18 protein-coding genes and 1 CRISPR repeat array (1 of these 19 cut by a window edge) are annotated in these 20,830 nt (G+C 49.5%); of the genes, 3 read left to right on the top strand and 15 right to left on the bottom strand.

Features of this window, described 5'->3' with window-relative positions; all coding sequences use genetic code 11:
- Positions 1-1,312: direct repeats of the CRISPR family, unit length 30 nt; unit sequence ATTTCAATTCCAGTAAGGTACTATTGAAGG; it begins 3,815 nt to the left of the window's first position.
- A 205-nt stretch (positions 1,313-1,517) separates the two neighbouring features.
- From cas2 to cas6 (VGN67_RS18240), 10 genes are all read right to left on the bottom strand, one after another.
- Positions 1,518-1,781 (bottom strand): CRISPR-associated endonuclease Cas2, encoded by a 264-nt coding sequence (gene cas2 / locus VGN67_RS18195; protein ID WP_327488282.1) that lies wholly within the window; start codon positions 1,779-1,781, stop codon positions 1,518-1,520.
- A 99-nt stretch (positions 1,782-1,880) separates the two neighbouring features.
- Positions 1,881-2,885: a type I-B CRISPR-associated endonuclease Cas1b gene (gene cas1b, locus VGN67_RS18200; RefSeq protein WP_327488284.1), complete on the bottom strand. Its 1,005-nt coding sequence runs from the start codon at positions 2,883-2,885 to the stop codon at positions 1,881-1,883.
- A gap of 95 nt (positions 2,886-2,980) precedes the next feature.
- Positions 2,981-3,310 carry a GxxExxY protein gene (locus tag VGN67_RS18205; protein WP_327488285.1) on the bottom strand — a complete coding sequence of 110 codons (330 nt, stop codon included), beginning with the start codon at positions 3,308-3,310 and terminating at the stop codon, positions 2,981-2,983.
- 168 nt (positions 3,311-3,478) lie between these two features.
- Complete coding sequence (cas4, locus tag VGN67_RS18210; RefSeq protein WP_327488286.1) at positions 3,479-4,027, bottom strand: CRISPR-associated protein Cas4; 549 nt, start codon at positions 4,025-4,027, stop codon at positions 3,479-3,481.
- Positions 4,028-4,062: 35 nt separating this feature from the next.
- Positions 4,063-4,338: a hypothetical protein gene (locus tag VGN67_RS18215; protein ID WP_327488287.1), complete on the bottom strand. Its 276-nt coding sequence runs from the start codon at positions 4,336-4,338 to the stop codon at positions 4,063-4,065.
- Positions 4,339-4,497: 159 nt separating this feature from the next.
- A complete protein-coding gene (locus VGN67_RS18220; protein ID WP_327488288.1) occupies positions 4,498-5,568 on the bottom strand; it encodes a CRISPR-associated protein Cas7 in 1,071 nt (356 codons plus the stop codon).
- Between the two features lie 16 nt (positions 5,569-5,584).
- Positions 5,585-6,919, bottom strand: coding sequence for a hypothetical protein (locus VGN67_RS18225; protein ID WP_327488289.1), 1,335 nt, complete (start codon positions 6,917-6,919; stop codon positions 5,585-5,587).
- Positions 6,916-9,096, bottom strand: coding sequence for a CRISPR-associated helicase Cas3' (cas3, locus tag VGN67_RS18230; RefSeq protein ID WP_327488291.1), 2,181 nt, complete (start codon positions 9,094-9,096; stop codon positions 6,916-6,918). Before cas3 ends, VGN67_RS18225 begins: the two co-directional genes overlap by 4 nt.
- The gene (locus tag VGN67_RS18235) at positions 9,086-9,658 is read right to left on the bottom strand and encodes a hypothetical protein (protein WP_327488292.1); all 573 of its coding nucleotides are present in this window, start codon (positions 9,656-9,658) and stop codon (positions 9,086-9,088) included. Before VGN67_RS18235 ends, cas3 begins: the two co-directional genes overlap by 11 nt.
- A gap of 10 nt (positions 9,659-9,668) precedes the next feature.
- On the bottom strand, positions 9,669-10,328 hold the full coding sequence (gene cas6 / locus VGN67_RS18240) for a CRISPR-associated endoribonuclease Cas6 (protein ID WP_327488293.1): 660 nt from the start codon (positions 10,326-10,328) through the stop codon (positions 9,669-9,671).
- A gap of 187 nt (positions 10,329-10,515) precedes the next feature.
- Here cas6 (VGN67_RS18240) and VGN67_RS18245 point away from each other — a divergent pair, with 187 nt between their 5' ends.
- Positions 10,516-11,298, top strand: coding sequence for a DUF3800 domain-containing protein (locus tag VGN67_RS18245; protein WP_327488294.1), 783 nt, complete (start codon positions 10,516-10,518; stop codon positions 11,296-11,298).
- A gap of 183 nt (positions 11,299-11,481) precedes the next feature.
- Here the strand turns inward: VGN67_RS18245 and cas6 (VGN67_RS18250) are convergent, their stop codons facing one another.
- The 3 genes from cas6 (VGN67_RS18250) to VGN67_RS18260 form a co-directional block, all read right to left on the bottom strand.
- Positions 11,482-12,309 (bottom strand): CRISPR-associated endoribonuclease Cas6, encoded by an 828-nt coding sequence (cas6, locus tag VGN67_RS18250; protein ID WP_327488295.1) that lies wholly within the window; start codon positions 12,307-12,309, stop codon positions 11,482-11,484.
- Positions 12,310-12,378: 69 nt separating this feature from the next.
- Complete coding sequence (locus VGN67_RS18255; protein ID WP_327488296.1) at positions 12,379-13,269, bottom strand: helix-turn-helix transcriptional regulator; 891 nt, start codon at positions 13,267-13,269, stop codon at positions 12,379-12,381.
- A 274-nt stretch (positions 13,270-13,543) separates the two neighbouring features.
- Positions 13,544-14,113, bottom strand: coding sequence for a hypothetical protein (locus tag VGN67_RS18260; protein ID WP_327488297.1), 570 nt, complete (start codon positions 14,111-14,113; stop codon positions 13,544-13,546).
- Between the two features lie 193 nt (positions 14,114-14,306).
- On the opposite strand from VGN67_RS18260, the gene polA reads away from it, so the two are divergent.
- Both polA and VGN67_RS18270 read left to right on the top strand, forming a co-directional pair.
- Entirely contained in the window at positions 14,307-17,135 is a 2,829-nt protein-coding gene (gene polA, locus VGN67_RS18265) for a DNA polymerase I (RefSeq protein WP_327488298.1), read from the top strand.
- An 85-nt stretch (positions 17,136-17,220) separates the two neighbouring features.
- A complete protein-coding gene (locus tag VGN67_RS18270; protein ID WP_327488299.1) occupies positions 17,221-18,039 on the top strand; it encodes an OmpA family protein in 819 nt (272 codons plus the stop codon).
- 181 nt (positions 18,040-18,220) lie between these two features.
- Here the strand turns inward: VGN67_RS18270 and VGN67_RS18275 are convergent, their stop codons facing one another.
- Both VGN67_RS18275 and VGN67_RS18280 read right to left on the bottom strand, forming a co-directional pair.
- Positions 18,221-19,138: a TIM barrel protein gene (locus VGN67_RS18275; protein WP_327488300.1), complete on the bottom strand. Its 918-nt coding sequence runs from the start codon at positions 19,136-19,138 to the stop codon at positions 18,221-18,223.
- An 8-nt stretch (positions 19,139-19,146) separates the two neighbouring features.
- Positions 19,147-20,430: a Gfo/Idh/MocA family oxidoreductase gene (locus VGN67_RS18280; RefSeq protein ID WP_327488301.1), complete on the bottom strand. Its 1,284-nt coding sequence runs from the start codon at positions 20,428-20,430 to the stop codon at positions 19,147-19,149.
- Between the last annotated feature and the right edge of the window lie 400 nt (positions 20,431-20,830).

Genomic DNA, 20,830 nt, shown 5'->3' on the forward strand with positions numbered 1-20,830 from the left:
AGCGCCAGGTATTGGCCCGGTACAAGGATTTCAATTCCAGTAAGGTACTATTGAAGGAATATTTTTGCAATGGCCTCACCTGAAACACACTTATTTCAATTCCAGTAAGGTACTATTGAAGGTGTACGCACGTTGGATAATAAAGATTTTGTGGATGCAAATTTCAATTCCAGTAAGGTACTATTGAAGGCTACGCGGGCGGTGTCGGCTTTCCCGGCTCTTAATATTTCAATTCCAGTAAGGTACTATTGAAGGTATGGTAGAATTATTGACATTAATAGTGGATGTGTATTTCAATTCCAGTAAGGTACTATTGAAGGTAAATTAAAGCTCATTGCGTTGGTTCGGTTGCTGGATTTCAATTCCAGTAAGGTACTATTGAAGGCAGCCAGTACGATCAGCTCCTCCCGAGCCTGTCGGTTCAATTTCAATTCCAGTAAGGTACTATTGAAGGAGTCCACTGGTAAAAAGTAGGTACGGTATGCTCCTGCATTTCAATTCCAGTAAGGTACTATTGAAGGTGCGGGTAGATGAGCCACCACTGGCAGCAGCACCATATTTCAATTCCAGTAAGGTACTATTGAAGGACCCAGTCGGTCGGTGGAAGCAGCCCGTCGGCCTGATTTCAATTCCAGTAAGGTACTATTGAAGGCAACCCCGCTCCCTTTACCCCCGAGGGGATTTATAATTTCAATTCCAGTAAGGTACTATTGAAGGAGATCGCCGCCATCCGTATCAGCGGCAGTGGTTTATTTCAATTCCAGTAAGGTACTATTGAAGGACCGTAAAACTATACTGCCTGGTAACGTACCGTAATATTTCAATTCCAGTAAGGTACTATTGAAGGGCAGCTTTAATGTTATCAAAACTAACTTGTTTTATTCTATTTCAATTCCAGTAAGGTACTATTGAAGGTTCGGCGGCTACCGTTTCGGGTACGGCTACTTCACAATTTCAATTCCAGTAAGGTACTATTGAAGGGGGAGTATAACTATTGGCAACCGATACTGCTGTGTATTATTTCAATTCCAGTAAGGTACTATTGAAGGGCCTGTTATGGCCGCCGTCGCTATGTCGGCCTTCTTCATTTCAATTCCAGTAAGGTACTATTGAAGGGTGAGGAGCTGCGGCGGTTTCTGGCCCTGACCGAGATTTCAATTCCAGTAAGGTACTATTGAAGGCGGTTGGGACTCAGGCTCTGCATCAACCAGCAAAATTTCAATTCCAGTAAGGTACTATTGAAGGTCCCGAAAAAATCTGCTTTTCTCAGAACCCCATCCTAATTTCAATTCCAGTAAGGTACTATTGAAGGCCGTTTTGAAAAACGGCTTTATGGGGCAAAGAAAGCACTTTTTTAAGTGGTATTTATAAAGAAAAATCGTCGAAGGCCAGTGGTACGATTTTGCCTGGCCTTCGACGACTGCTGACTTTCAACTAGTTAAATGTCTAAACCCCGACTTTTGACTTTACACAATACGTCAACGAACGTTAGGAAAGGGACTTCGACGACGACGACCTCACAGAAAGTTATCGGTACTCATCCGCTCCTGCCCTATCACCTCCTTGTCAAGCCACCGTTCGTCCCGACTTTTAAATATAATCAAACTATCCTCCTCTTCCCGCATAATACCCCGCGCTCCCAGAACCATTTCTTTCAGCTTTACCTCCGTAATCTCCCCCTCAAACACCGAATTCTGGATCCAATTGAGGTACTTGCGGCAGTGCTTGAGCATCTTTCCCACCCGTTTCTCCCCCATATCATACACCAGTATTACGTACATAGCTGTTAGGTTGTTAGATCATTAGGCGTTAGCCTTTTTATGCTCATTCTGCCAAGTCAGGCTTCCACTCATAAACTCCACACTCTTTCACTCATTCGCTCACCACAGCATCCGGAAAGGCCGGTAGGTTTCCATGCCCAGCAGGTGCTTACTCAGCTTGTAGCATTCCAGCTTGACGAGGTGCTTGTAGCTCACATTTCGGCCCAGGCTGCGGTGCTTGAAAGTTTCTTTCAACCGTTCCTCAAACGCCTGCACAAATACTTTTCGCGCTCCGTCTTTGAGCGTACAGCTGTTAATTTCCTTTCGGAAGTCCGACGCCTGAATCTGCCGCTTGTTGAGCATACTAAATATGGTACGGTCTACGAGCAAAGGCTTGAATATTTCGGCCAGGTCCAGGGCCAGCGAGTACCGCCGTGCCCCCGGCTCGTGCAGGAAACTGATAGTGGGGTTGAGCTGCGTGTGGTAAATCTGGTCCAGACAAACGGTGTAGCAGAGCATGTTCCCGAACGAAATCAAGGTGTTAATTTCGTTGCGGGGCGGCTGTTTGCTGCGTCCGCCCATTTCAAAATCAGTAATAATCGTTTCGAACGAATCGTAGTACGCCTGCCGGATATTCCCCTCAATGCCCATCAGTTCGTCAATGCGGGTGGCCGTCGGAATCAGCGTCATGTACTGGCCGATCCGTTCCAGGGGCCGGGCTACGTCGCGGTCGCGGTTCTGGTAGTATTTCAGGTTTTTGCACATATTAAAAGCCGCCCCCTCCACCAGCAGCCGGGCTAATTCCTGCCTTTTTTTGGGCGAGAGGTAGAAGCGGGTCTGCTCTACCTGCATTTTACCGGCCAGCAGGTACTCCTTCGGCATAAATGAGCCCGTATAGTGCTCGTAGTAGTCAAAAAAATGCACTGCTACCTGGTTCTTCCCCAGAAAATTAAAGAGGGCGCTGTTAGCGTCGAGGCTGCCGAAGCAGTAGAGGTTGTCCACACCCGTAATGGGGATATGCCGGGCCTGCCCCTCGCGCCCCTCCTCGTCTACGGGCGTGAAACAGAGGGTATTGTCGTGGCGGCTCAGGCGGCCGGGGTTAAAGAGGTAGTAGCTTTTCTTCATCAGACCTGGATTCGGTGGGATTCTGGGATTACCTGGATTAGACCGGGATTCTTCTGGATTTTAGGATTACCTGGATTTTGTTTAGTTGGTAAGGTTTAGGGGGCTTTGTGTTTTTTGTTTAGGACTCTTTTGAATTCGAGGGATCGGCTGCCAAAGTTGATCAATAACCCTACTTCCAGTTGAAAGGCTTCGAGGTAGTTCAGGGTCTGGGCCAGGTGCATAACTGTCATTTCTATTTGTGCTTTTAATTCAACCAATACCTGATTTTCTACGAAGAAATCTACCCGCCTTATCCCCACCTCTACCTCTTTGTAAAACACCCGCCTCTCCTGTTCGCGCACGAAATGAACTCCCTGATTGGCCAATTCCACGGCTAGCGCCCTTTGATAAACCACTTCCGCAACGGCGGCCCGGCGGAAAGCCATTGCCAAGGGCCTTGTGTACTTCCATCGCGCACCCGATTATTTTTCGCGTCAACGCACCATGTTTAAACTCTCCTTCATTAACCGCCATATTTCAGTCTTTTAATAAAGCTCTTTCCAAAAATTCAAACTAATAATCAAGCTATTACCCATCCAAATCCCGGCAATCCTTCAATCCCCTAAATCCCGGTCCGGTTCCGAAGTCCAGCAAAAGTCAAAATAGCTGCACGCCTTACACTTCGACTTCGGCAGCAGCGGCGGGCACTGCTCTTGTTTCAGCAGGGCCTCTACCTCCCCTATCCAGCGCTCTACCTGCCGCTCGCCTTCAGCGTCCAGCTCTACCCGCTCGGTTTGCCGCAGCCTGGGGTACTCAATAATGCCGTACTCGGCCCGCACGCCGTTGCGGCGCAGCACGTACAAATAAAACTGCACCTGCGCCACGTGGGCCAGCTCCCGCGCCGCCGACTTCTTCACCTCGTGTACCACCCCCGCCTGTGGGTCATAAAAGTCAATCTTGGCCGTCAGTGCCCCCTCCGGCCGCTCCACCGACACCTCCACTTCCTGGTACCGCTCCGCCCGCTGCGGGTAGGTGGTCTCGCCAATTAGCTTGCCCTCGTACACCACGTCGGAGGTATGTTCCATCCGGATGGCGTGCGCGTGCAGCCACATTTTCCGGTGGCATAACAGGTAGTAATTGAGCAGGGTGGCGTTGATGTTCATAAGGTTTCAATTGAGGAAATAGCCCCTGAATCGAGCTATTTCCTCCTTTTCATTTTTACGTATTTCTCGAAAATCACATCACCCACATTCAGTCGTATAGCCGAAGGCCCTACCTCAATCAGGCGTAAACCCTGTTCTGTTAATCGTATGGAATCATAGGCTTCTCCCCAGCCGCGAAATACAAATCCTGCTTCGTAGAGTTGGCTGAGGCTGGCCTCAAACTCAGCCAGCCATTGTTCTCTGATCTTTTTGTTAAATTGCTGGAAGCCAATTCCAGACGAATGTTCCATGACCAGCATCCAATTCCTCATTGAAATCCACTCTGATAAACCTAACTACCAGCCCATTTACCCCGTTGGCGAATTTCATTTTCTCTACCTCGGAGCCAATCTCCGAACGCGAATTCAGATAGAATAGCTTTGCTATTTCAGTTTCGGAGAGGGTGAGGATGGGCGCGAGCATGAGTCAGACTACTTAGCGAGTTGGTTTTCATAGTCGAAAGCCAGCATCAACTCCGTAAGCTTTGCCTCTGCTTTATCAAGTGCGTCGTAGCTTTCTGAATGTACAGCTATGTATCCAGCACAAGCCAGGGTAACAAATACGTCTGTATCAGGTATATTTTCATCTACTATTGGCCTGGCTTTATTTTCATCTTCTTCGTTCAGTTTTGCCCTAATAGTACCTGCTATTCGATTAGCGTTGTCACTAATGGCTACGGCTAGTGTTTCCTGAGGGCTATACGTTCTTGCCTGGTTGGTGGTTATCCGCCAGTTAATGAGAGCATGCGCCAGGGCGGGAATGATTTCTTCACGTCGTTCTTTGGGACATAGCAAGCAAGGACCAAAGGCATTTTCACTTTCTAGCCAACCTTCTGATTTTAAGCGTTCCTTAGTAGCTTTTGCCAGCTCTGGTTCAAATTCATTTGTTGATACTGAAAATAAGGTTCTCAAATCAATGGCAATATCATAAACAAACAGACCGGTAGCACGTCTGTTATCTGGTATCCATTTACGACGAAGGCTCCTGTCCGTACCTTCCAGAAATGAAACAACTTGTTCGTCTGTGAGAATTTCCCCATTAGAATTACGAACAACCACTTTATGGATACCGGGTTTGTCACTTCGGTCAAAAGTCAGGTTTTCCCGATCATTGGCCGATGCTAATAATGGGTGCAGAGGCCTCATCGCTGAGATAGACAATGGGCTTCTACGCTTGATAGTTCTACTTTCTCCCCCCTGCACAGCGCTCATCCAGCCTCCAATGAGTTGATCAGCGAAAGCCGGATCACAAACAGAAAGTACCTCTCCCTCACCTAATTGATTGCTGGTATTGACATTGAAGACGAAAGTGGTTGGAGATTGTTTTTCTCCAAGCTGGGCGGTCATTCCTTCCAGAATAGATCTTTTTACCTGCTGTCCGCTTGAATACGGTAATGAGACGCGAGGGTACATGGGGTCACGGTAGGTCTTTTGTCCATCCTGAACAACAAACACAGTGTGGTCGGCGCGACGAAGGCCTCGGAGATAGATGTAAGGATTCATATTGATAGTTTGTTTATTATTTTTTTAGAAATGCGTAACGAAATCGAATAAGTGTCATGAAGTAAGGCACATTGTCCTTGGGCAGGAAATGAATAGCCTTACCAAGTTCGAGCAGGGAGTCTCGTTCTTCGGCCTTTTCGGCAATAGTAGTGAGTGCATCCATAAGTGGCCTTGGAAAGGAGACTTTCAGAAAACTCGTAACATCATTAGTTCGGTCTTTTTTGGCCTTACCTGCCCCTTCTTCGTACTTAATTAGAGCCTGGGCGTACTCTTCGGCCTTAGTCCATAGTTCTTCGTTGTTAAGCATAGCTATTATCCATGTTATGTAAATACTAAAATGTAATGGTTGAGAATCTTCATTCTTGGAATACTTAGGTAGCTTCGCCTCACCCTCAAAACCCAAATAAGCTCTTATTCCTTTTGGCTCCATTGCCTTTAAGCCAATCACTCCCATTTCACAGGCCTTCAAGAAGCCGTACTCTGTTCCAAACAACTCTTCCAGTTTCGTTTGACTCAACTTGGCTTCTGTGTCAAATAGCCTACGATAAAGCGTAAGTGGTTTTTTTATTTGGGGTAATACAAATGGGATAAATCCAATGGAGCGGTTAGTCTGCCCATAGCTGTATACATAGCCCAATAACTGACTATTCGGAAAATTCATAGCTAATCCAACGGCAACTTTTACCCAAGATTGAGTTTCCAACTTTTCGCCTCCTTTTTCAATAGGAGCAAAATCAAGTAGTGGTTCTTCCGGGAGAAAATCCTCGTCCAGCCGATGAGCAATCCATTGTCCATTCCAGGTTTCTATCTGGCTGCCTTTCAGCTTTGATATTTTGTTGAGGTAACTTTCACGATAGAGTTTCCATCCATCGAAGAGCATCAGCAGAATATCAGGCTCGTTGAAGAAAATACATAATCCTCCCTGCACCCCAATGCCAAGTCCACCACCAATCCACGACAGGTACATCGTTTCGGTATCTATCGGTACATCTAGCGTTGAGACTTGACTGGAAGTCGTAGCAAACTCGACGACCCGTTCACCTTTACTATCCAGCTTGTTACCTGCCGGAAAGCCTACTGCAATACCTGCGTGAGGTTTGGAGTTAGATAGAGCCGCTTTAAACTTTCCTAGGTTCTCGAATCGGTATTGTTGATCAGAATGCTTTTTCTGTTTGGATAATTGGTCAAAGGGTGAGTTAAGTACCCACTGCATGTATTTTTCATGATTATAAAAGTGCGGGAAGAATACATGCTCGAAGAAACCTGCGGCATCGTAGATGCTTCCACCTTGTTGCATCTGACGGTTGTTGTAGGCGTCTAAAAATGTTCTTCCGATGGCAGCGGCTATCATAGTATTTCAAAGGATTTATAGTTATCTGGAATGCATTCAGCTATTTCTAATCCGCATTCATAGGTGTAGGCTGTATCGGGTACGACAAAGGGCCGAGAGCCCACCTGTTCCAGGCGTTTTAGTTTTCGAAAAGCTATGGACTTAAAGCTAACCGGAATTTCAAGCTCAATTCGTGCCTCTGAACCCAGGCTTTGGTATTTTGTTACTTCTCCTTCCAGAATGCAGGTTACAGAATCAATATCAAGCATCTCGAGAAAGACTGACTTCTTGTGATGGGTGAGCTTTCTGATTTTGAATCTACCTTCCGAAAAAATCGTATGTTCATCTATTTCGGGGCTCCCTATCTCTGTAAACACAGAGTCAATCTTCGATTGCAGTTTTCGCTCGTGCAACACCTCGCCATCCGGCAAAGCATCGTAACTTTTTGTCAGAATGTCTAGCTTGTAAGGCAATGCGGCTTTTTCATCATTGGGCGGGCGAAGAACATACACAGGCTTATAGGTGCCAATGGTTTCCAGGCTTCGCTTACGATTGATTCGACCGAATCGCTGTACGAGTGCATCCAACGGAGCGGCTTCGGTGATCATTAGGTCAAATGAAATATCCAGGCTTACCTCCACTACCTGCGTGGATACTACTATACAGGCTTCCTGCATCTCGTTGAAAACTTCCTTCAAGTCATGCTCTTTCTGTGCCCGGTGGCTCCGCATAAAACGACTGTGTATTAGCATCATAGGGGTATGCTCGTACTTGGGAACATCTTTCAATAGCTGATATATTTCCTGCGCCCGTTGAACCTGATTGCATACGATCAGAATCTTCTGATTTTGAGCCACCCCCTTTTCGATGATAGGAAGTGCAGTATCCCAATCGGGTATTTTATGCACCTGGTGACGGTCAAATGAATTGAGTTCGGCTTCTGTCAAGGCTACCTCAAGTACTTTTTCTTTACCGCCCATCAGGTCTAGTAGCTGATCATAGAGTAGCTGCGGCATGGTGGCAGTACCGATGTGTACCCGACATCCAAGATGCACGAGCATCTCGACGATTTTGAGGACAATGGCTTTGGTGACATCTGTGTAGGTGTGTATTTCATCAAGGATGATGTCACAGCTCCGCAAGTCAAGCATCAAGGCTTCATAGCCCCGGATACCAAATACCATTCCGGCAAGTTGATGAGGAGTAAGTACCTTGATAGCTGCCCCTACTTTATCCTGGATCAGCCTTTCTTCGTAGGTTTTCCCATCCTGACTCAATACCACTTTGGAAGCACCGTGCAGCAGGCGAATATCAAGGTCCGGATTATCATCTGCCAGATCCTTCTTAATCCGGCGGTACATGGCATTGATAGAGGCTTGGAACGGTAGGGTATAGAAGAAGCGCCCCCGGCAACGTCTGATCAGGTAGTCCGTTTTTCCCGCACCTGTGGGGGCAGTAACTAAAGTATGTAATCGTGGATCATGAGATGGCTTTTGCGATAGTTGATGAAGGGGACTTGTTCGTGAATAGAACTGTAAAAGAGGCGTACGAAATGACTTTTTTATCTGTACCTCAGTTTCCTCGATCGCCGCTGATGCAAACTCATCTGCTGCCATCAGGGCTCCTCTCAGCTCTGACCATCCTAACTCTTTGTGTTTTCTCTGGGAATAGGAATGGGCAAAGTCATAAGCTTCCTGCGCTTCGTTTAGAGAAATTGATCTTGGCATAAAATCTCCAAAGCTAGCAAGTAACTCAACGGCATCAGCAGACCAACTTTCCCAGTTTTTGGTATGCATTTCAAATACAACTCCTTCCTCATCATCGGCTTCAAACTCATCATGCAGATCCAAAATCCCTTTTGCTCTTGCATCTTTCTTGATGGATTTGTGATGCGCTACGATAAGTTCTGCTAAATCTTCCCAATATGTCTTGTCAACCAACGGTAGAAAACACAAAGAAGCCAATTCGTGTCGGAATGGTAGCTGAGTCGGGTCTTTTTGTTTCTGACTGAGGCGTTGTTGAAAGATGGTACTGGCTTTCCCAATATCATGTAGCAATGCTGATTGACGCAGGAGCTTCTTATCAATGCCAAAGGCATTAGCTATTGCTTCCGCTGCTATGGCTACATGCTCTAAGTGCGCCGTAAGACTGGTACCGCCGTTTTGCTTGCTTTTGGCTAATAAATGGTCATAACCCATGGCTCTTCAATGGGTTGGGTGAAACTTTGATACTACCGTACATGGTTTCTCCATCGAAGCGGTTATAACCAACCAAAAATGCCCCATCTCCATTCCCAAATTGAAGTTCAAAGCCTTCTAATGCGTCGAAACCTTCTGGTGAGTATTCCTGAATTACATCTAATGGCCAAAGAATATCTTCGTTCCGACAGAGACATATGTGCTGCGTTGCTGCCTGTTCGGCATCTACCAAAGAATGAAAAGCTAGGTATAAGTCTGGATAAAGAAGAACGCCCCGGACAAGTATTGACTGCGGACGTTGGAGCATTTTTTGCTGCTTTTTGTACTCCCATCCCAAAGTTTGAGTCTTCTCCTGTTGGCGGCTAATACCCGCATAGGTAAGTTTATGGCGTACAATCTTGTGAATTCCTTTTTCTGATAGGAGTTCTGGAAAGAGCTTTTTCTCGATTCCCTCTACCATAGAAGGCGTCAAAAACTGCTGGCTAAACGTTTCACTATCACGAACAGCGGTCCAAGGCTTGATAAAGCCGAAGTGTCCGGAATATTTGACTACATATAACATAGATGTATAGTTAGATTAATGCTCCGAAACCGATACCCGTTGAATGCCCAATGCCCACATTCCAGGCAAAAGCTACCTGTTCAGGCGTGCCCCTGACTATTATCGGACACACATTTGCCCGATTACCTATTCCACGGTAGGTCACGAGTTTTTGTCTAGCCCCTCCGTAGGTTCGGTCAAATTGCACCTCTACGCCTTGACTCTCTATGCCAAACTTTTGGAGTTTGGATTGCAACACTGCCGTCATGACAGAATCAGATTCACTGTCTTCATAACTCAGGTGCTTTTGTTGACCGTCTAATTGCTTTTTCACCAGAATCGGACTGTTTACCAGGAAGCGCCGCTCTTCGCCAAATTCAGGTGTTTCTTGCAGATTAACCTCCGCCACCTGCATGCCAAAAGCAAAGTCTGGATCATTGATGATGCCTTTGAGCAGTTTGCGAATCATTTCTTCATCAACGGAACTGATGAACCAGGACGCTCCATCTGAGAAGTGGAGACCATTTTTAGTTGCCTTTCCTCCTATCAGCCAAGACAAAGAGTACAGTGACACATCATTGTGGATTACATTTTCTCCTACCCATTTGTGAAATGCGCCAACTAAAAAACGCTGATAATCAAAAGGTAATAGTCCGCTTGTACTTTTACTTATTGATAAGTGTATCCTCATATTCCCATGTAATGTTTAATTTGAAAGTGTTTGAGAAAACTTTACGAAAAATATACCAATACCTTGATTTTTCCAAATTTCCTGGCTTTATTTGTGCGCTTCCATGAGAATTGAAAGTGTAATGTTTTATTGGATCGTGTGTTTTTAATTGTACTCAGGAAGCTTTCATTTCATACTTGTTCAACCCATGCCCAAGCAAACAGCCCTCTTTATCGATGAAAGTGGGGACCCAGAGTTTTATGGGCATCGCAAAAAACTACTGGTAGGTACTCAGGGGTTTCAGCCTTTGCTCATCCTGGGAATGGTTGAAACCTCCGACCGAAAGGCCTTGTACGAAGCCGTTACGTCTCTGCATTCCTTGGTTCTGAGCGATTCTCGCCTGAATAGCATCTACTCTGTGGCACGGCCCGATTGGTTTTTTCATTCCCGGACTGATCATCCCGACGTACGATCAAGGTTTTTTGAGATGCTTGGAACGCTCAGTTCAGCAGACCTCCGATTTCATGCGGTTATAGGGCGTAAAGACCTGCAAATATTCAATCGGAAGCATAATAACAATCCCTCTGAGTTTTACTTCGATTTGGTGTCGCACCTCTTGCATGGAAAACTGCGGGTAGAAGAGCAGTATGCCATTTATCTGGCAAGCAGAGCCAAAACAACGCTTCATCAACTAACTGATTCAGTCGAACGTGCCATTGAAAGCGATGCACAGAAACAAGGGTTTTTCGGGCAAACGATACACTATACGTGCAGCATAGAACCCAGTAAACAAATGCCTGAATTATGTGTAGTGGATTACTTTTTATGGGCACTTCAACGGTACCTTTTGAAGGGGGAACTTCACTTTTGGAATACCGTTGAATTTCTGTCCGGCAATGTATTGGATTTGTACGGAGAACTGCCCAATGAATACAATAGCACCAACAACTTGCTGCGCCTTGACAATATGAAGCCGCCTTTGAATTTGTAAGGACACAAAAAAACTGATGCATCCCATTGCCCCCGTGCCAATACTGGCAACCCCCATCATGAGATGAGTTGTGTAAGCAACCAAACACATCAGTTCGATACAAATATACTAAATTATTCATAATCAACAGTACCTTTCTGGAATTGAAACTTTACAATTGACATTTTAAGCAGTTCATTACACTCACCCACTCCGCTCCTCCACTACCTCCACGCAGCCGCAGCCCATGGCGTTGTAGCGGCCCAGTCCGCCGAAGTAGCCGACTTCCAGCAGCTCGGGCGGGGCGATGAGTTCGAAGTGGAAATTGTGGTAGCCTACTACCTTGGTTTCGGCTTCTTTATTCTCCTTTATCTTCATTTTCCGGACTTTGATCCTGTTTTGCTCGGGTAGTAGCCGGAACTGCACGAGGCGTTCGGCCAGGTAGGCATCCATTTCGGGCAGCCTATCCGGTGCTACCGAACGGTACTTGTCCACCAGGTTCAGGGCTAGCAGCCGCCCGAAGGCTTCGTCGGTAGGGGCCAGGTACTGGTCCAGGCCGTTTTCTTTTTCGGATACTACCAGCGGCGAAAGGGTTTGCAGGCGGAGGGTTTGATTTCCGGCACCTTCTATCCGGTCGGGCAGCGTCTCGACCCGCTCCACCACGAAGTCGGCGCGGTGGTCGCGGTTAAAGAGGCTCAGCCGCTGGTTCTGGAAAAGCCCTACTATAAAATTTTCGGCCGCCTGGTCTACGTAAAAAGAAACCACCAGCGTCAGCAGGTCGGAACGGAGTACCATATAGGTATCGCCGGGCTTTATTTTTTCGGTGCGGGGTATCTGAAGGGCCGAGAACGTAAAGTGCTTGAAACTCTTGCGGCGATTCAGGACGGTATAGCCAGTCTGGTGCAGGAAGGTGGCGTAGGTTTCGTCGGCGTTGCGCAGCAGCCCGTACAGCCAGCTTTGCAGCGGGTACTGGTAGTTAAACAGGAGCTGCTGTCCGTCACGGAGGGGTTTGAGGTATAGTCTGAATCGCATATGAATCAAGTACTTTGCTTCTTCTGTTTTGGGTGAAACAATATTCAAAAATAAGTTTGACAACTTGTGTCACAGCACAAACTGACCCACCCGTTGGCGCAGGTACTCCCGAAGCTTTTGGGTTTCCTCCACCACTACCTCCCCCGGTATACCCAATATAAACCTACCTATACCCACCTCACTCCGCATTTCGGCTTCGAGGCGGTAGGGAAAACGTTCGTCGGTCTGGGGCAGGGTGAAGGGGCGCGCGGCGGGGTAGTCTTCAATGAGCAGGCGATACGCGCGGGTACTCAGACCGAGCTTGACGGTGGAAGGGGCCTCGTCGGTAAAGCCGAAAATATCCGAGGGAGGGACTCCGTCCTGGTAGGTAATTGGGGTTAGGAGCAGAAGTACCTCTTCGATGCGCTGGATCTTGAAGCTCTTGACAATACCCGATGCGGGCTCGTAAGCACGGAGCAGGGTGTAGTTGTCGGTAAAGGCCAGCGGCTCCACGAGGCGGTCGGTTTGGGAAGTACTGTTGGTGGAGTGGTACCTGACCAGTTGTACCTGCTTTTCGTCCCGGATGGCGCGGGCGAGTCTTTCTACCATACGGCCGTGGTGAATATCGAGCAGGTCCTGCGCCAGGGGTACCAGTTCAGAGGTCACGTATACCTTCTTGTGAATAGAGTCCCGCAGGGGATGTTCCGTTGGTATGGCAGCCAGTAGCTGCCGGATCAGCGACGACTCCTCCTGGGTGAAAGTACCCCGCTGCCGGGGGTCAGCTTCAAAAAGAAAGTATCGGCCCGTAACCGGGTCCTGATCCACGAAGTAGCCAATCTCTTCGAGCAGATGGAGGTACCGCCGGACGGTACGTTCTTCAACTTCCAGGTAAACGGCCAGTTGCGAAAGGGTGCGACCGGGACGCTGGGCCAGTATACTAATTAGTTTAAAAACACGCAGGATTTTTTGCTGGGGAATCATCAGATAGGAGGAGTGGAATTAGAATACCTTCAATATCCGGAATACCAGCAAGAAAAGGAAAGGTAAACCGTCGAATTGTACTTTAATTTTATCCAACGGTACTTTTGGGCCTTGTCCGCCAGTTCTCTCCTCTCTTTCCCCCACAAATCCGAGGGAAAATAGCCCGGCTTTGACAGAGGCGAAAACTACTTCTTGATCGCTTACTTCAAAAAACCAAAGGCAGCCTTTCGATAGGGCTGCCTTTTGATATGATTAATAAAATAAAAGAGCCGACTTAGTCCGGGAGATTGAACCGGGCTTTGGCTTCTTCGTAGGTAAGCCCTTCCAGATTCAGGCGCGCGGCCTGTCCGCCCGGAATAAGTACGTAACGAAACTGGTAGTTAAGGGTAGGTACTACCGGTCCGCCGATCGGGGTAGACCAGAGCCGGATTCTACCTACCTGCGGCAAAGAATAATCAACGAGTTCTTCGGTAAACTGCGCAATAACGGACACGGGCAGCTGGCGGGCCTGGTTGTTATCCGTCGGGTGTTTCATGTAGACCAGTACAGCTCCCTGGTCAATGATGCTTTGGGAAAGCGGCGCGGCTGCTATGTCAATATAGTACCTTTCCCGGCCGTTGATGTTGATTTTGGTCCAGGTACCCCAGGTAGAGGCGGGTGCCCAGCTGGAATAAATAACGTTGGCGGTACCCGTGGCACCGGCCGGTCCGGCGGCACCGGTACCGCCCTGCGGTCCGGCTGGCCCCTGGGGCCCGGCTGGTCCGGCTGGCCCTTCACAGGCACCCATCCAGGTAACCAGGGCCGCCACGGCAATAAACCTGGTCAATAATCTTAGTTTTTTCATATAATTAAATCAATAATAGCTGTAAAATGCCCCGAATATCCTGATTTGGCAACACATAAGCAAAAAATGTTCCATATTTAGCCCGGTCAGGCCCAACACCATGTCCAGGCCCCGCCCCAAACCTTCTCGAAAGGTACTGTTTATCTTTCCCCCGGAGGCGTTATCTTTGAGGAATATAACCCAAAACTACCCAATGCCGCAACCTACCCAAAAGCTGTTTCTGCTGGACGCGATGGCGCTCATTTACCGGGCCCACTTCGCCTTTATAAAAAATCCGCGTATTACCTCCAAAGGCCTTAATACCAGCGCCGTATTCGGTTTTACAAATACCCTGCTGGAAGTACTTCAGAAAGAAAAACCTACCCACATCGGCGTAGCCTTCGACACGCCTAAGCCTACTTTCCGCCACGTGCAGTTTGAGGCTTACAAGGCCCAGCGCGAGGCCATGCCGGAGGATCTTTCCATTGCCATTCCCTACGTCAAAAAGCTCATCAAAGCCATGAATATCCCGCTGCTGCTGCTCGATGGCTACGAGGCCGACGACGTCATCGGGACCATTGCCAAGCAGGCCGCCCGGCAGGACTTTGAGGTATTCATGATGACCCCCGACAAAGACTTTGGTCAGCTCGTGGAGGAGCATATTTATATTTATAGACCCGCCTTTATGGGCAAAGGCAACGAGAAACTGGGCGTACAGGAGGTACTGGACCGCTGGGAGATTGAGCGCATTGAACAGGTGACGGATATACTGGGCCTGATGGGCGACACCGTGGACAACATACCGGGGGTACCGGGCGTGGGCGAAAAAACCGCGAAGAAGCTCATTCAGGAATTTGGTACTGTCGAAAACCTGGTAGCAAACGCGGACCAGATCAAGGGCAAAATCGGGGAGAAAATAAAGGAACACGCCGAGCAGGCGCTGTTGTGCAAGCAGCTGGCTACCATTGATATCAACGTACCCATTGCCTTTGATCCGGAGGATCTTTCGTGCTGTCCGCCCGCCCGCGATGAAATAGTGGAGTTGTTTGAAGAACTTGAATTCAGAACACTCCGCGACCGGGTACTGGGTGACGAGCCCCTCCGGACTATGGCTCCCAAAACGGCTGTTGGGGCTAAAGGACAACTGGATTTGTTCGAAGCCGGAAAGAGAGAGGGCACCCCTGCTCCTGCCCTGGCTGAAGCAGATATTGAAACAGAGCGATTGCCAAAAAAAACCCTGGCCACCACCGCCCACCGCTACCATTTGGTTGATACACCCGAGCTGCGCCAGAGTCTGGCCTACTACCTCAGCCAGCAAACGGAGTTTTGCTTCGATACCGAAACTACCTCCTTGGATGCCCTGGCGGCCGAACTGGTGGGGCTGGCTATCTCCTACCTGCCGGGCGAGGCTTTTTACGTTCCCTTCCCCGCCGACCGCACCGAAGCCTCCGAAGTACTGGGCGATTTCCGGGAGGTACTGGAAAACGAAAACATCAGCAAGATTGGCCAGAACCTCAAGTACGACCTGCTGGTACTTCGCAGCTACGGGATGGAGGTCAAAGGAAAGCTTCAGGATACCATGCTGGCCCACTACCTGCTGGAACCCGAAAAGCGGCACGGGATGGACCTGATGGCTAATACGTACCTCAACTACGATCCGGTCACGATTGAAACCCTCATTGGCAAGAAAGGTGCCAAACAGGGAAACATGCGCGATGTACCCGTCGAGCAAATCGCCGAATACGCCGGGGAAGACGCCGATGTTACGCTCCAGCTGCACCGGTACCTGATGCCGGAGCTGGAAAAAGTACAGGCGACGAAGCTGTTTGAAGGCGTAGAAATGCCCCTGGTCAACGTACTGGTATCCATGGAATGTGAAGGAGTGCGGGTGGATATGAATGCGCTGCGGGAGATGTCGGGCCTGCTGGAAACCGATTTGAAAGTACTGGAAAAGGAAATATTTACCATAGCCGGACAGGAGTTTAACCTCAGTTCGCCGAAGCAACTCGGGGAGGTACTTTTTGATAAAATGCAGCTGATCAAAAATCCAAAGAAAACCAAAACCGGACAGTATGCCACGGGCGAGGAAATCCTGTCGGACCTGGAAAATGAACACGAAATAGCCCGCAAGATCCTGGACCACCGCGAAATTCAGAAGCTGAAGTCTACCTACGTGGACGCCCTGCCCACGCTGATCAATTCCCGTACCGGTCGTATCCATACGTCATATAACCAGGCCGTAACGGCCACCGGCCGCCTCAGCTCCACCAACCCCAACCTGCAGAACATCCCCATCCGTACCGTTCGGGGCCGGGAAATCCGGAAGGCGTTTATCCCGCACAACGACGACTTTCAGATTTTATCGGCCGACTATTCGCAAATTGAACTCCGGATTATGGCGGCCTTCAGTGGAGACGAAAGTATGATCGAAGCCTTTAATCAGGGGCGCGATATTCACGCCACTACGGCAAGTAAGGTATTCAAAGTCGGGTTGGATGAAGTCACCTCCGAAATGCGCCGACGGGCCAAAATGGTCAACTTTGGAATCATTTACGGTATTTCGGCCTTTGGTTTGGCCCAGCGTCTGGGTATTCCAAGGGGTGAAGCCGCCAGCATTATTATGGCTTACTTCGAAGAGTTCCCGGCCGTAAAAGAGTACATGGACCGCATGGTGCAGAAAGCCCGGGAGTGCGAATACGCCGAAACCATACTGGGGCGTCGCCGGTACCTGTCTGATATCAACTCCCGCAACCAGACCAACCGCAGCTTCGCCGAACGAAACGCCATTAACGCGCCTATTCAGGGCTCGGCGGCGGATATGATCAAGCTGGCTATGATTAACATTCATGATTTTATCCGAAAGGAAAAACTCCGCTCGCGCATGATTCTGCAGGTACATGACGAATTGGTCTTTGACGCGCACCGTGACGAAATAGAAGTACTCCGACAAAATGTGGAAGAGCTCATGCGTAACGCCATTCCGCTGGCGGTCAAGATGGAAACGGGTATCGGTGTGGGTGCCAACTGGCTGGAAGCGCATTAAATTGTAAAGGAGAAAAGGAGGAAGGGTTGAAAGGAGGAAAGTGGTTGAAATTGAATTCAAATTAGTAGTAAGAACTATGGGGAGGATGCCGATAGCTGTTCTATTCTCTGCTTTACTGGTACTTTTTGCTCCCTGGGTGGTTGCCGGGCAACGTCTTGCCGGGAAACGCCTTTCCGGGCAAGACGTTGCCCGGCAAAGCGTTGCTATGGATTCTTCCGGCACAGCTACTGTATCCCTGAAAGCGTTCGATTTAGCCACCCTGCAACCCATTCCGGCCCAGTTCCTGCTTCGGGAACAAAAAACCGGTCGCCAGACCCGCCGCCTAAGTACCACCGCTGAGCTGGAAATTAAGCTTTTATTTGCTGTAACCGATTCGCTGCTGCTACTGGTGTCGGCCCCCGGGTACCAGCCGCGCCGCGAGTCGCACTGGGTAGATACCCTGACCTCCCTCAACAATCAGTATAGTTTCTGGATATTTCTGGCTCCGGATATTCAGAAGAAAGCGCCCATAGCGGAGGTAGCCGAAGCCCGGTTCGACAACCTGAAAGCGGGCGAAACCATCCGGCTCGACCGCGTGTACTTTGACCAGAGCAGCTACGTACTCCGCAGCGAATCCTACCCGCAACTGGACCAACTGGTGGCCGCCCTGAAAAAAAACCGAAACCTGAAAATAGAAATAGCCGGACATACCGATAATGTAGGTAATGTCCGGCTTAACCAGTACTTGTCAGAAAACCGCGCCCGGGTCATTGCCAACTACCTGCGTAGTAAAGGGGTGGCCTCCTCGCGGCTCGTCCCGAAGGGGTACGGCCCCTCCCGCCCCTTAACGGACAACGATACCGAAGAAAACCGCGCCCAAAACCGACGCGTAGAGTTCAGGGTACTTGAGGTACCTAATGAGTGAATGAATGATTGATTGAGAGAGTGGTGATTGAGCGGATGCCAAGCGGTGAATAGAGTTGTCGAATTTCAGTTGCTGATTGTCGATTTTTTTATTCTGGTCGACAATCCGCTGGGCGGCGAACCGTCTTTCCCTTGAAAATCGACACTTCCCTCCACTCTTTCGCTCTTTCATTCTTTCGCCCCTAAACCACCCCCGCCTTGAATACCTCGTCCATTTTCTGGCTGATGGTCAGGAGGCGTTGACGGTCGCCACCTTTCACCTCGGCCGAGGCCCAGCCCGAGTACCCGATCTTCCCCAGAGCCTTATTCACCGCGGGCCAGTTGCAGTCGCCCTCCATGAGTTCTGCTTCAAAGCCTTTCCACAGGCCTTCTTCCTGCTGCTTTTTCAGACTATACTCTTTAATGTCCAATTTCATGATACGCTTATCAAGTACCTCAATCCAGTGGACCGGATAGCCGTACCGCAGGATATTACCCACGTCAAAGTACCAGCCGACCAGCGGGTGGTTGATCTCGTCCACAAAACGGGCCGCTTCCAACGGACTGATCAGGAAGTTGTTCCAGACGTTTTCCAGCGCAATCTTTATCCCCGTTTGCTCGGCCACCGGCAGCATTTTCCGGATTTCAGCCTGCGAGCGCTGGTAGGCCTCCTGGTAGGTTATCCCATCGTTGACCACCCCCGGCACCAGCAGTACGGTAGTACCTCCGTACAGTTTGCAGTCACGCAGGGCGGTTTCCATGGACTTCACGCAGGCTTCCCGCTTTTTGGGGTCCGGGTCCGATAGCGGAGATTTCCAGTGCATCGAGTTCACCACCCCCGGAAGTTCCAGTCCGGTTTTATCGCGGGCCGCCAGTATTTCCTTCGGGTCCAGGTCGTTGGGGGAGTCCAGTTCTACGCCGTCAAAGCCCAGGTCTTTCAGGAGTTTGAACTTGTCCATAACCGACAACTTCTCGGTGACCATCCCGTACTTCAGGCTCTTCTTAATCATGGGGCGGGCCGCCGGAGCCGAGGCATTGGCCTCTACTCCGGGCATCAGGCCGGTTCCCAGGGCCGCGGCCGTTGCCACCGCCGTATTTTTTAGAAACGTTCTTCTTTCCATTAAAAACCTTAAATAAAAGGAGTGATACCGGGGCGGGCAACTTCGTAAACGGGTACCGGCAGGTTAAATCCGTAGACGTCGGGGCCCAGTTTCTCGGTCGAATTCATCGCCTGCTCAAACGTGATTTTTTTGCCGGTATAGGCCGCCATGCGGCCCATAATGGCCAGCAGGGTACTATGCGCCATGTACTCGCCATCGTTGAGGGGCTTACCCTTCCGGATAGAAGCGAACAGTTCGTCGTGCTCGGTCTGGTACATGTCGTTGTTGGGGCCGTCGTACTTCCAGTTGGTAGCGCCCACAATCTCGTGCGAGTTGCGCGAGCAGTTGACCACGGCCCGGCCTTTGGTACCCAGTGCTTCCACGGCGTAGCTCCGTTCGGTGTTGTCCTGCTGGCGGGAGAAATGAAAGCCTTTTGCGCCATTTTCGTATTCGTAGGTAATGGCGAAGTGGTCGTAGATATTCCCCGAGTTCGCGTCGGTACGTACCTGCCGACCGCCGGTTCCCATGGCGTTCACGGGTAGCTTATCTCCCATCGCCCACGACATCATATCAATGCTGTGCACGGCCTGTTCTACAATGTGGTCGCCCGACAGCCAGTGCTGGTAGTACCAGTTGCGGTACTGATTTTCAGCGTCGGTCCATTCGGGTTGGCGCGGCTTCGACCACACTCCACTGGTGTTGTAGGTATTATATATCGTCGAAATATCACCGATGGCACCGTCGTTAATCCGGGCAAAGCTGGCGCGCTTGGGCTCGTGGTAGCGCCAGCAGAAGCCCGACATCAGCGAGAGATTCTTCTGCTTGGCCAGTTTGGCAGCTTCCAGTACCTTGCGCACACCCGGCGCGTCCACGGCTACGGGTTTCTCACAGAATATATGCTTTCCAGCCTTTACAGCCGCCATCAGGTGCTCGGGCCGGAAGTGCGGCGTAGTGGCTAGAATGACCACGTCCACGCCCGAATCCAGGAGTTTCTGGAAGGCGTCGAAGCCAATAAACTTACGCTCCTCCCCTACTTTCACCCGGTCGCCGTGTACCTTGCGGAGGCTGTCGAGGGAAGTTTCCATTTTATCCGTAAAAATATCCGCCACGGCGTGCAGTACTACGTTGGGGTCGGCCTTAAGGGCCTGATTGGCCGCTCCGGTACCCCGTCCGCCGCAACCCACGAGGCCTACTTTTAAGGTATCTATGTTGGGAACAAATGCTCCGTTAGCCCGGACAAAAGAAACGGGCAAAGCACTACCGGCCAGGGCCAGCCCCGCCATTTTAAGAATGTCTCTCCGCTTGGTATTCATATTGGCAAAAGGTTTAGAATAGATGAAAGATGATGAATGCTGTACTTCCGAATTTCAGGCAATAAAGTACTAGAGAAAGTCACCCGCGCCGCCGTTTTACCCACCGGACAGGTACCTGTTTCCTACCCTATTACCTCACTCTCACCCAAATGAGTTCCGGTTGATATACATAATGTGCAAATTTCTACGATAAAAGCTGCCCGCTGCCCCAAAAAACTACTCAGGTACCTGATACGCTATACGGCAAAAAAGGAACAACCGTCAGATTATCCCTTTTCTGTTCCTGCAAAACATTTGTTACTTATCCGCCCGCAGGGTACCGGATACGTTCAGGTGAAGAGGTCCTGGACCCGGATGATTTAGTCCGGAATAGATCAGCGACTACTTCGGCAATCGGCTG

Origin of the sequence: Telluribacter sp., assembly GCF_035998675.1 — a bacterium.
Lineage (GTDB): Bacteria > Bacteroidota > Bacteroidia > Cytophagales > Spirosomataceae > Telluribacter.

Coding starts and splice junctions, on each gene's coding strand:
- cas2 (WP_327488282.1), bottom strand. CDS start 1,781: ATGTACGTAATACTGGTGTATGATATGGGGGAGAAACGGGTGGGAAAG.
- cas1b (WP_327488284.1), bottom strand. CDS start 2,885: ATGAAGAAAAGCTACTACCTCTTTAACCCCGGCCGCCTGAGCCGCCAC.
- VGN67_RS18205 (WP_327488285.1), bottom strand. CDS start 3,310: ATGGCTTTCCGCCGGGCCGCCGTTGCGGAAGTGGTTTATCAAAGGGCG.
- cas4 (WP_327488286.1), bottom strand. CDS start 4,027: ATGAACATCAACGCCACCCTGCTCAATTACTACCTGTTATGCCACCGG.
- VGN67_RS18215 (WP_327488287.1), bottom strand. CDS start 4,338: ATGAGGAATTGGATGCTGGTCATGGAACATTCGTCTGGAATTGGCTTC.
- VGN67_RS18220 (WP_327488288.1), bottom strand. CDS start 5,568: ATGAATCCTTACATCTATCTCCGAGGCCTTCGTCGCGCCGACCACACT.
- VGN67_RS18225 (WP_327488289.1), bottom strand. CDS start 6,919: ATGATAGCCGCTGCCATCGGAAGAACATTTTTAGACGCCTACAACAAC.
- cas3 (WP_327488291.1), bottom strand. CDS start 9,096: ATGGGTTATGACCATTTATTAGCCAAAAGCAAGCAAAACGGCGGTACC.
- VGN67_RS18235 (WP_327488292.1), bottom strand. CDS start 9,658: ATGTTATATGTAGTCAAATATTCCGGACACTTCGGCTTTATCAAGCCT.
- cas6 (WP_327488293.1), bottom strand. CDS start 10,328: ATGAGGATACACTTATCAATAAGTAAAAGTACAAGCGGACTATTACCT.
- VGN67_RS18245 (WP_327488294.1), top strand. CDS start 10,516: ATGCCCAAGCAAACAGCCCTCTTTATCGATGAAAGTGGGGACCCAGAG.
- cas6 (WP_327488295.1), bottom strand. CDS start 12,309: ATGCGATTCAGACTATACCTCAAACCCCTCCGTGACGGACAGCAGCTC.
- VGN67_RS18255 (WP_327488296.1), bottom strand. CDS start 13,269: ATGATTCCCCAGCAAAAAATCCTGCGTGTTTTTAAACTAATTAGTATA.
- VGN67_RS18260 (WP_327488297.1), bottom strand. CDS start 14,113: ATGAAAAAACTAAGATTATTGACCAGGTTTATTGCCGTGGCGGCCCTG.
- polA (WP_327488298.1), top strand. CDS start 14,307: ATGCCGCAACCTACCCAAAAGCTGTTTCTGCTGGACGCGATGGCGCTC.
- VGN67_RS18270 (WP_327488299.1), top strand. CDS start 17,221: ATGCCGATAGCTGTTCTATTCTCTGCTTTACTGGTACTTTTTGCTCCC.
- VGN67_RS18275 (WP_327488300.1), bottom strand. CDS start 19,138: ATGGAAAGAAGAACGTTTCTAAAAAATACGGCGGTGGCAACGGCCGCG.
- VGN67_RS18280 (WP_327488301.1), bottom strand. CDS start 20,430: ATGAATACCAAGCGGAGAGACATTCTTAAAATGGCGGGGCTGGCCCTG.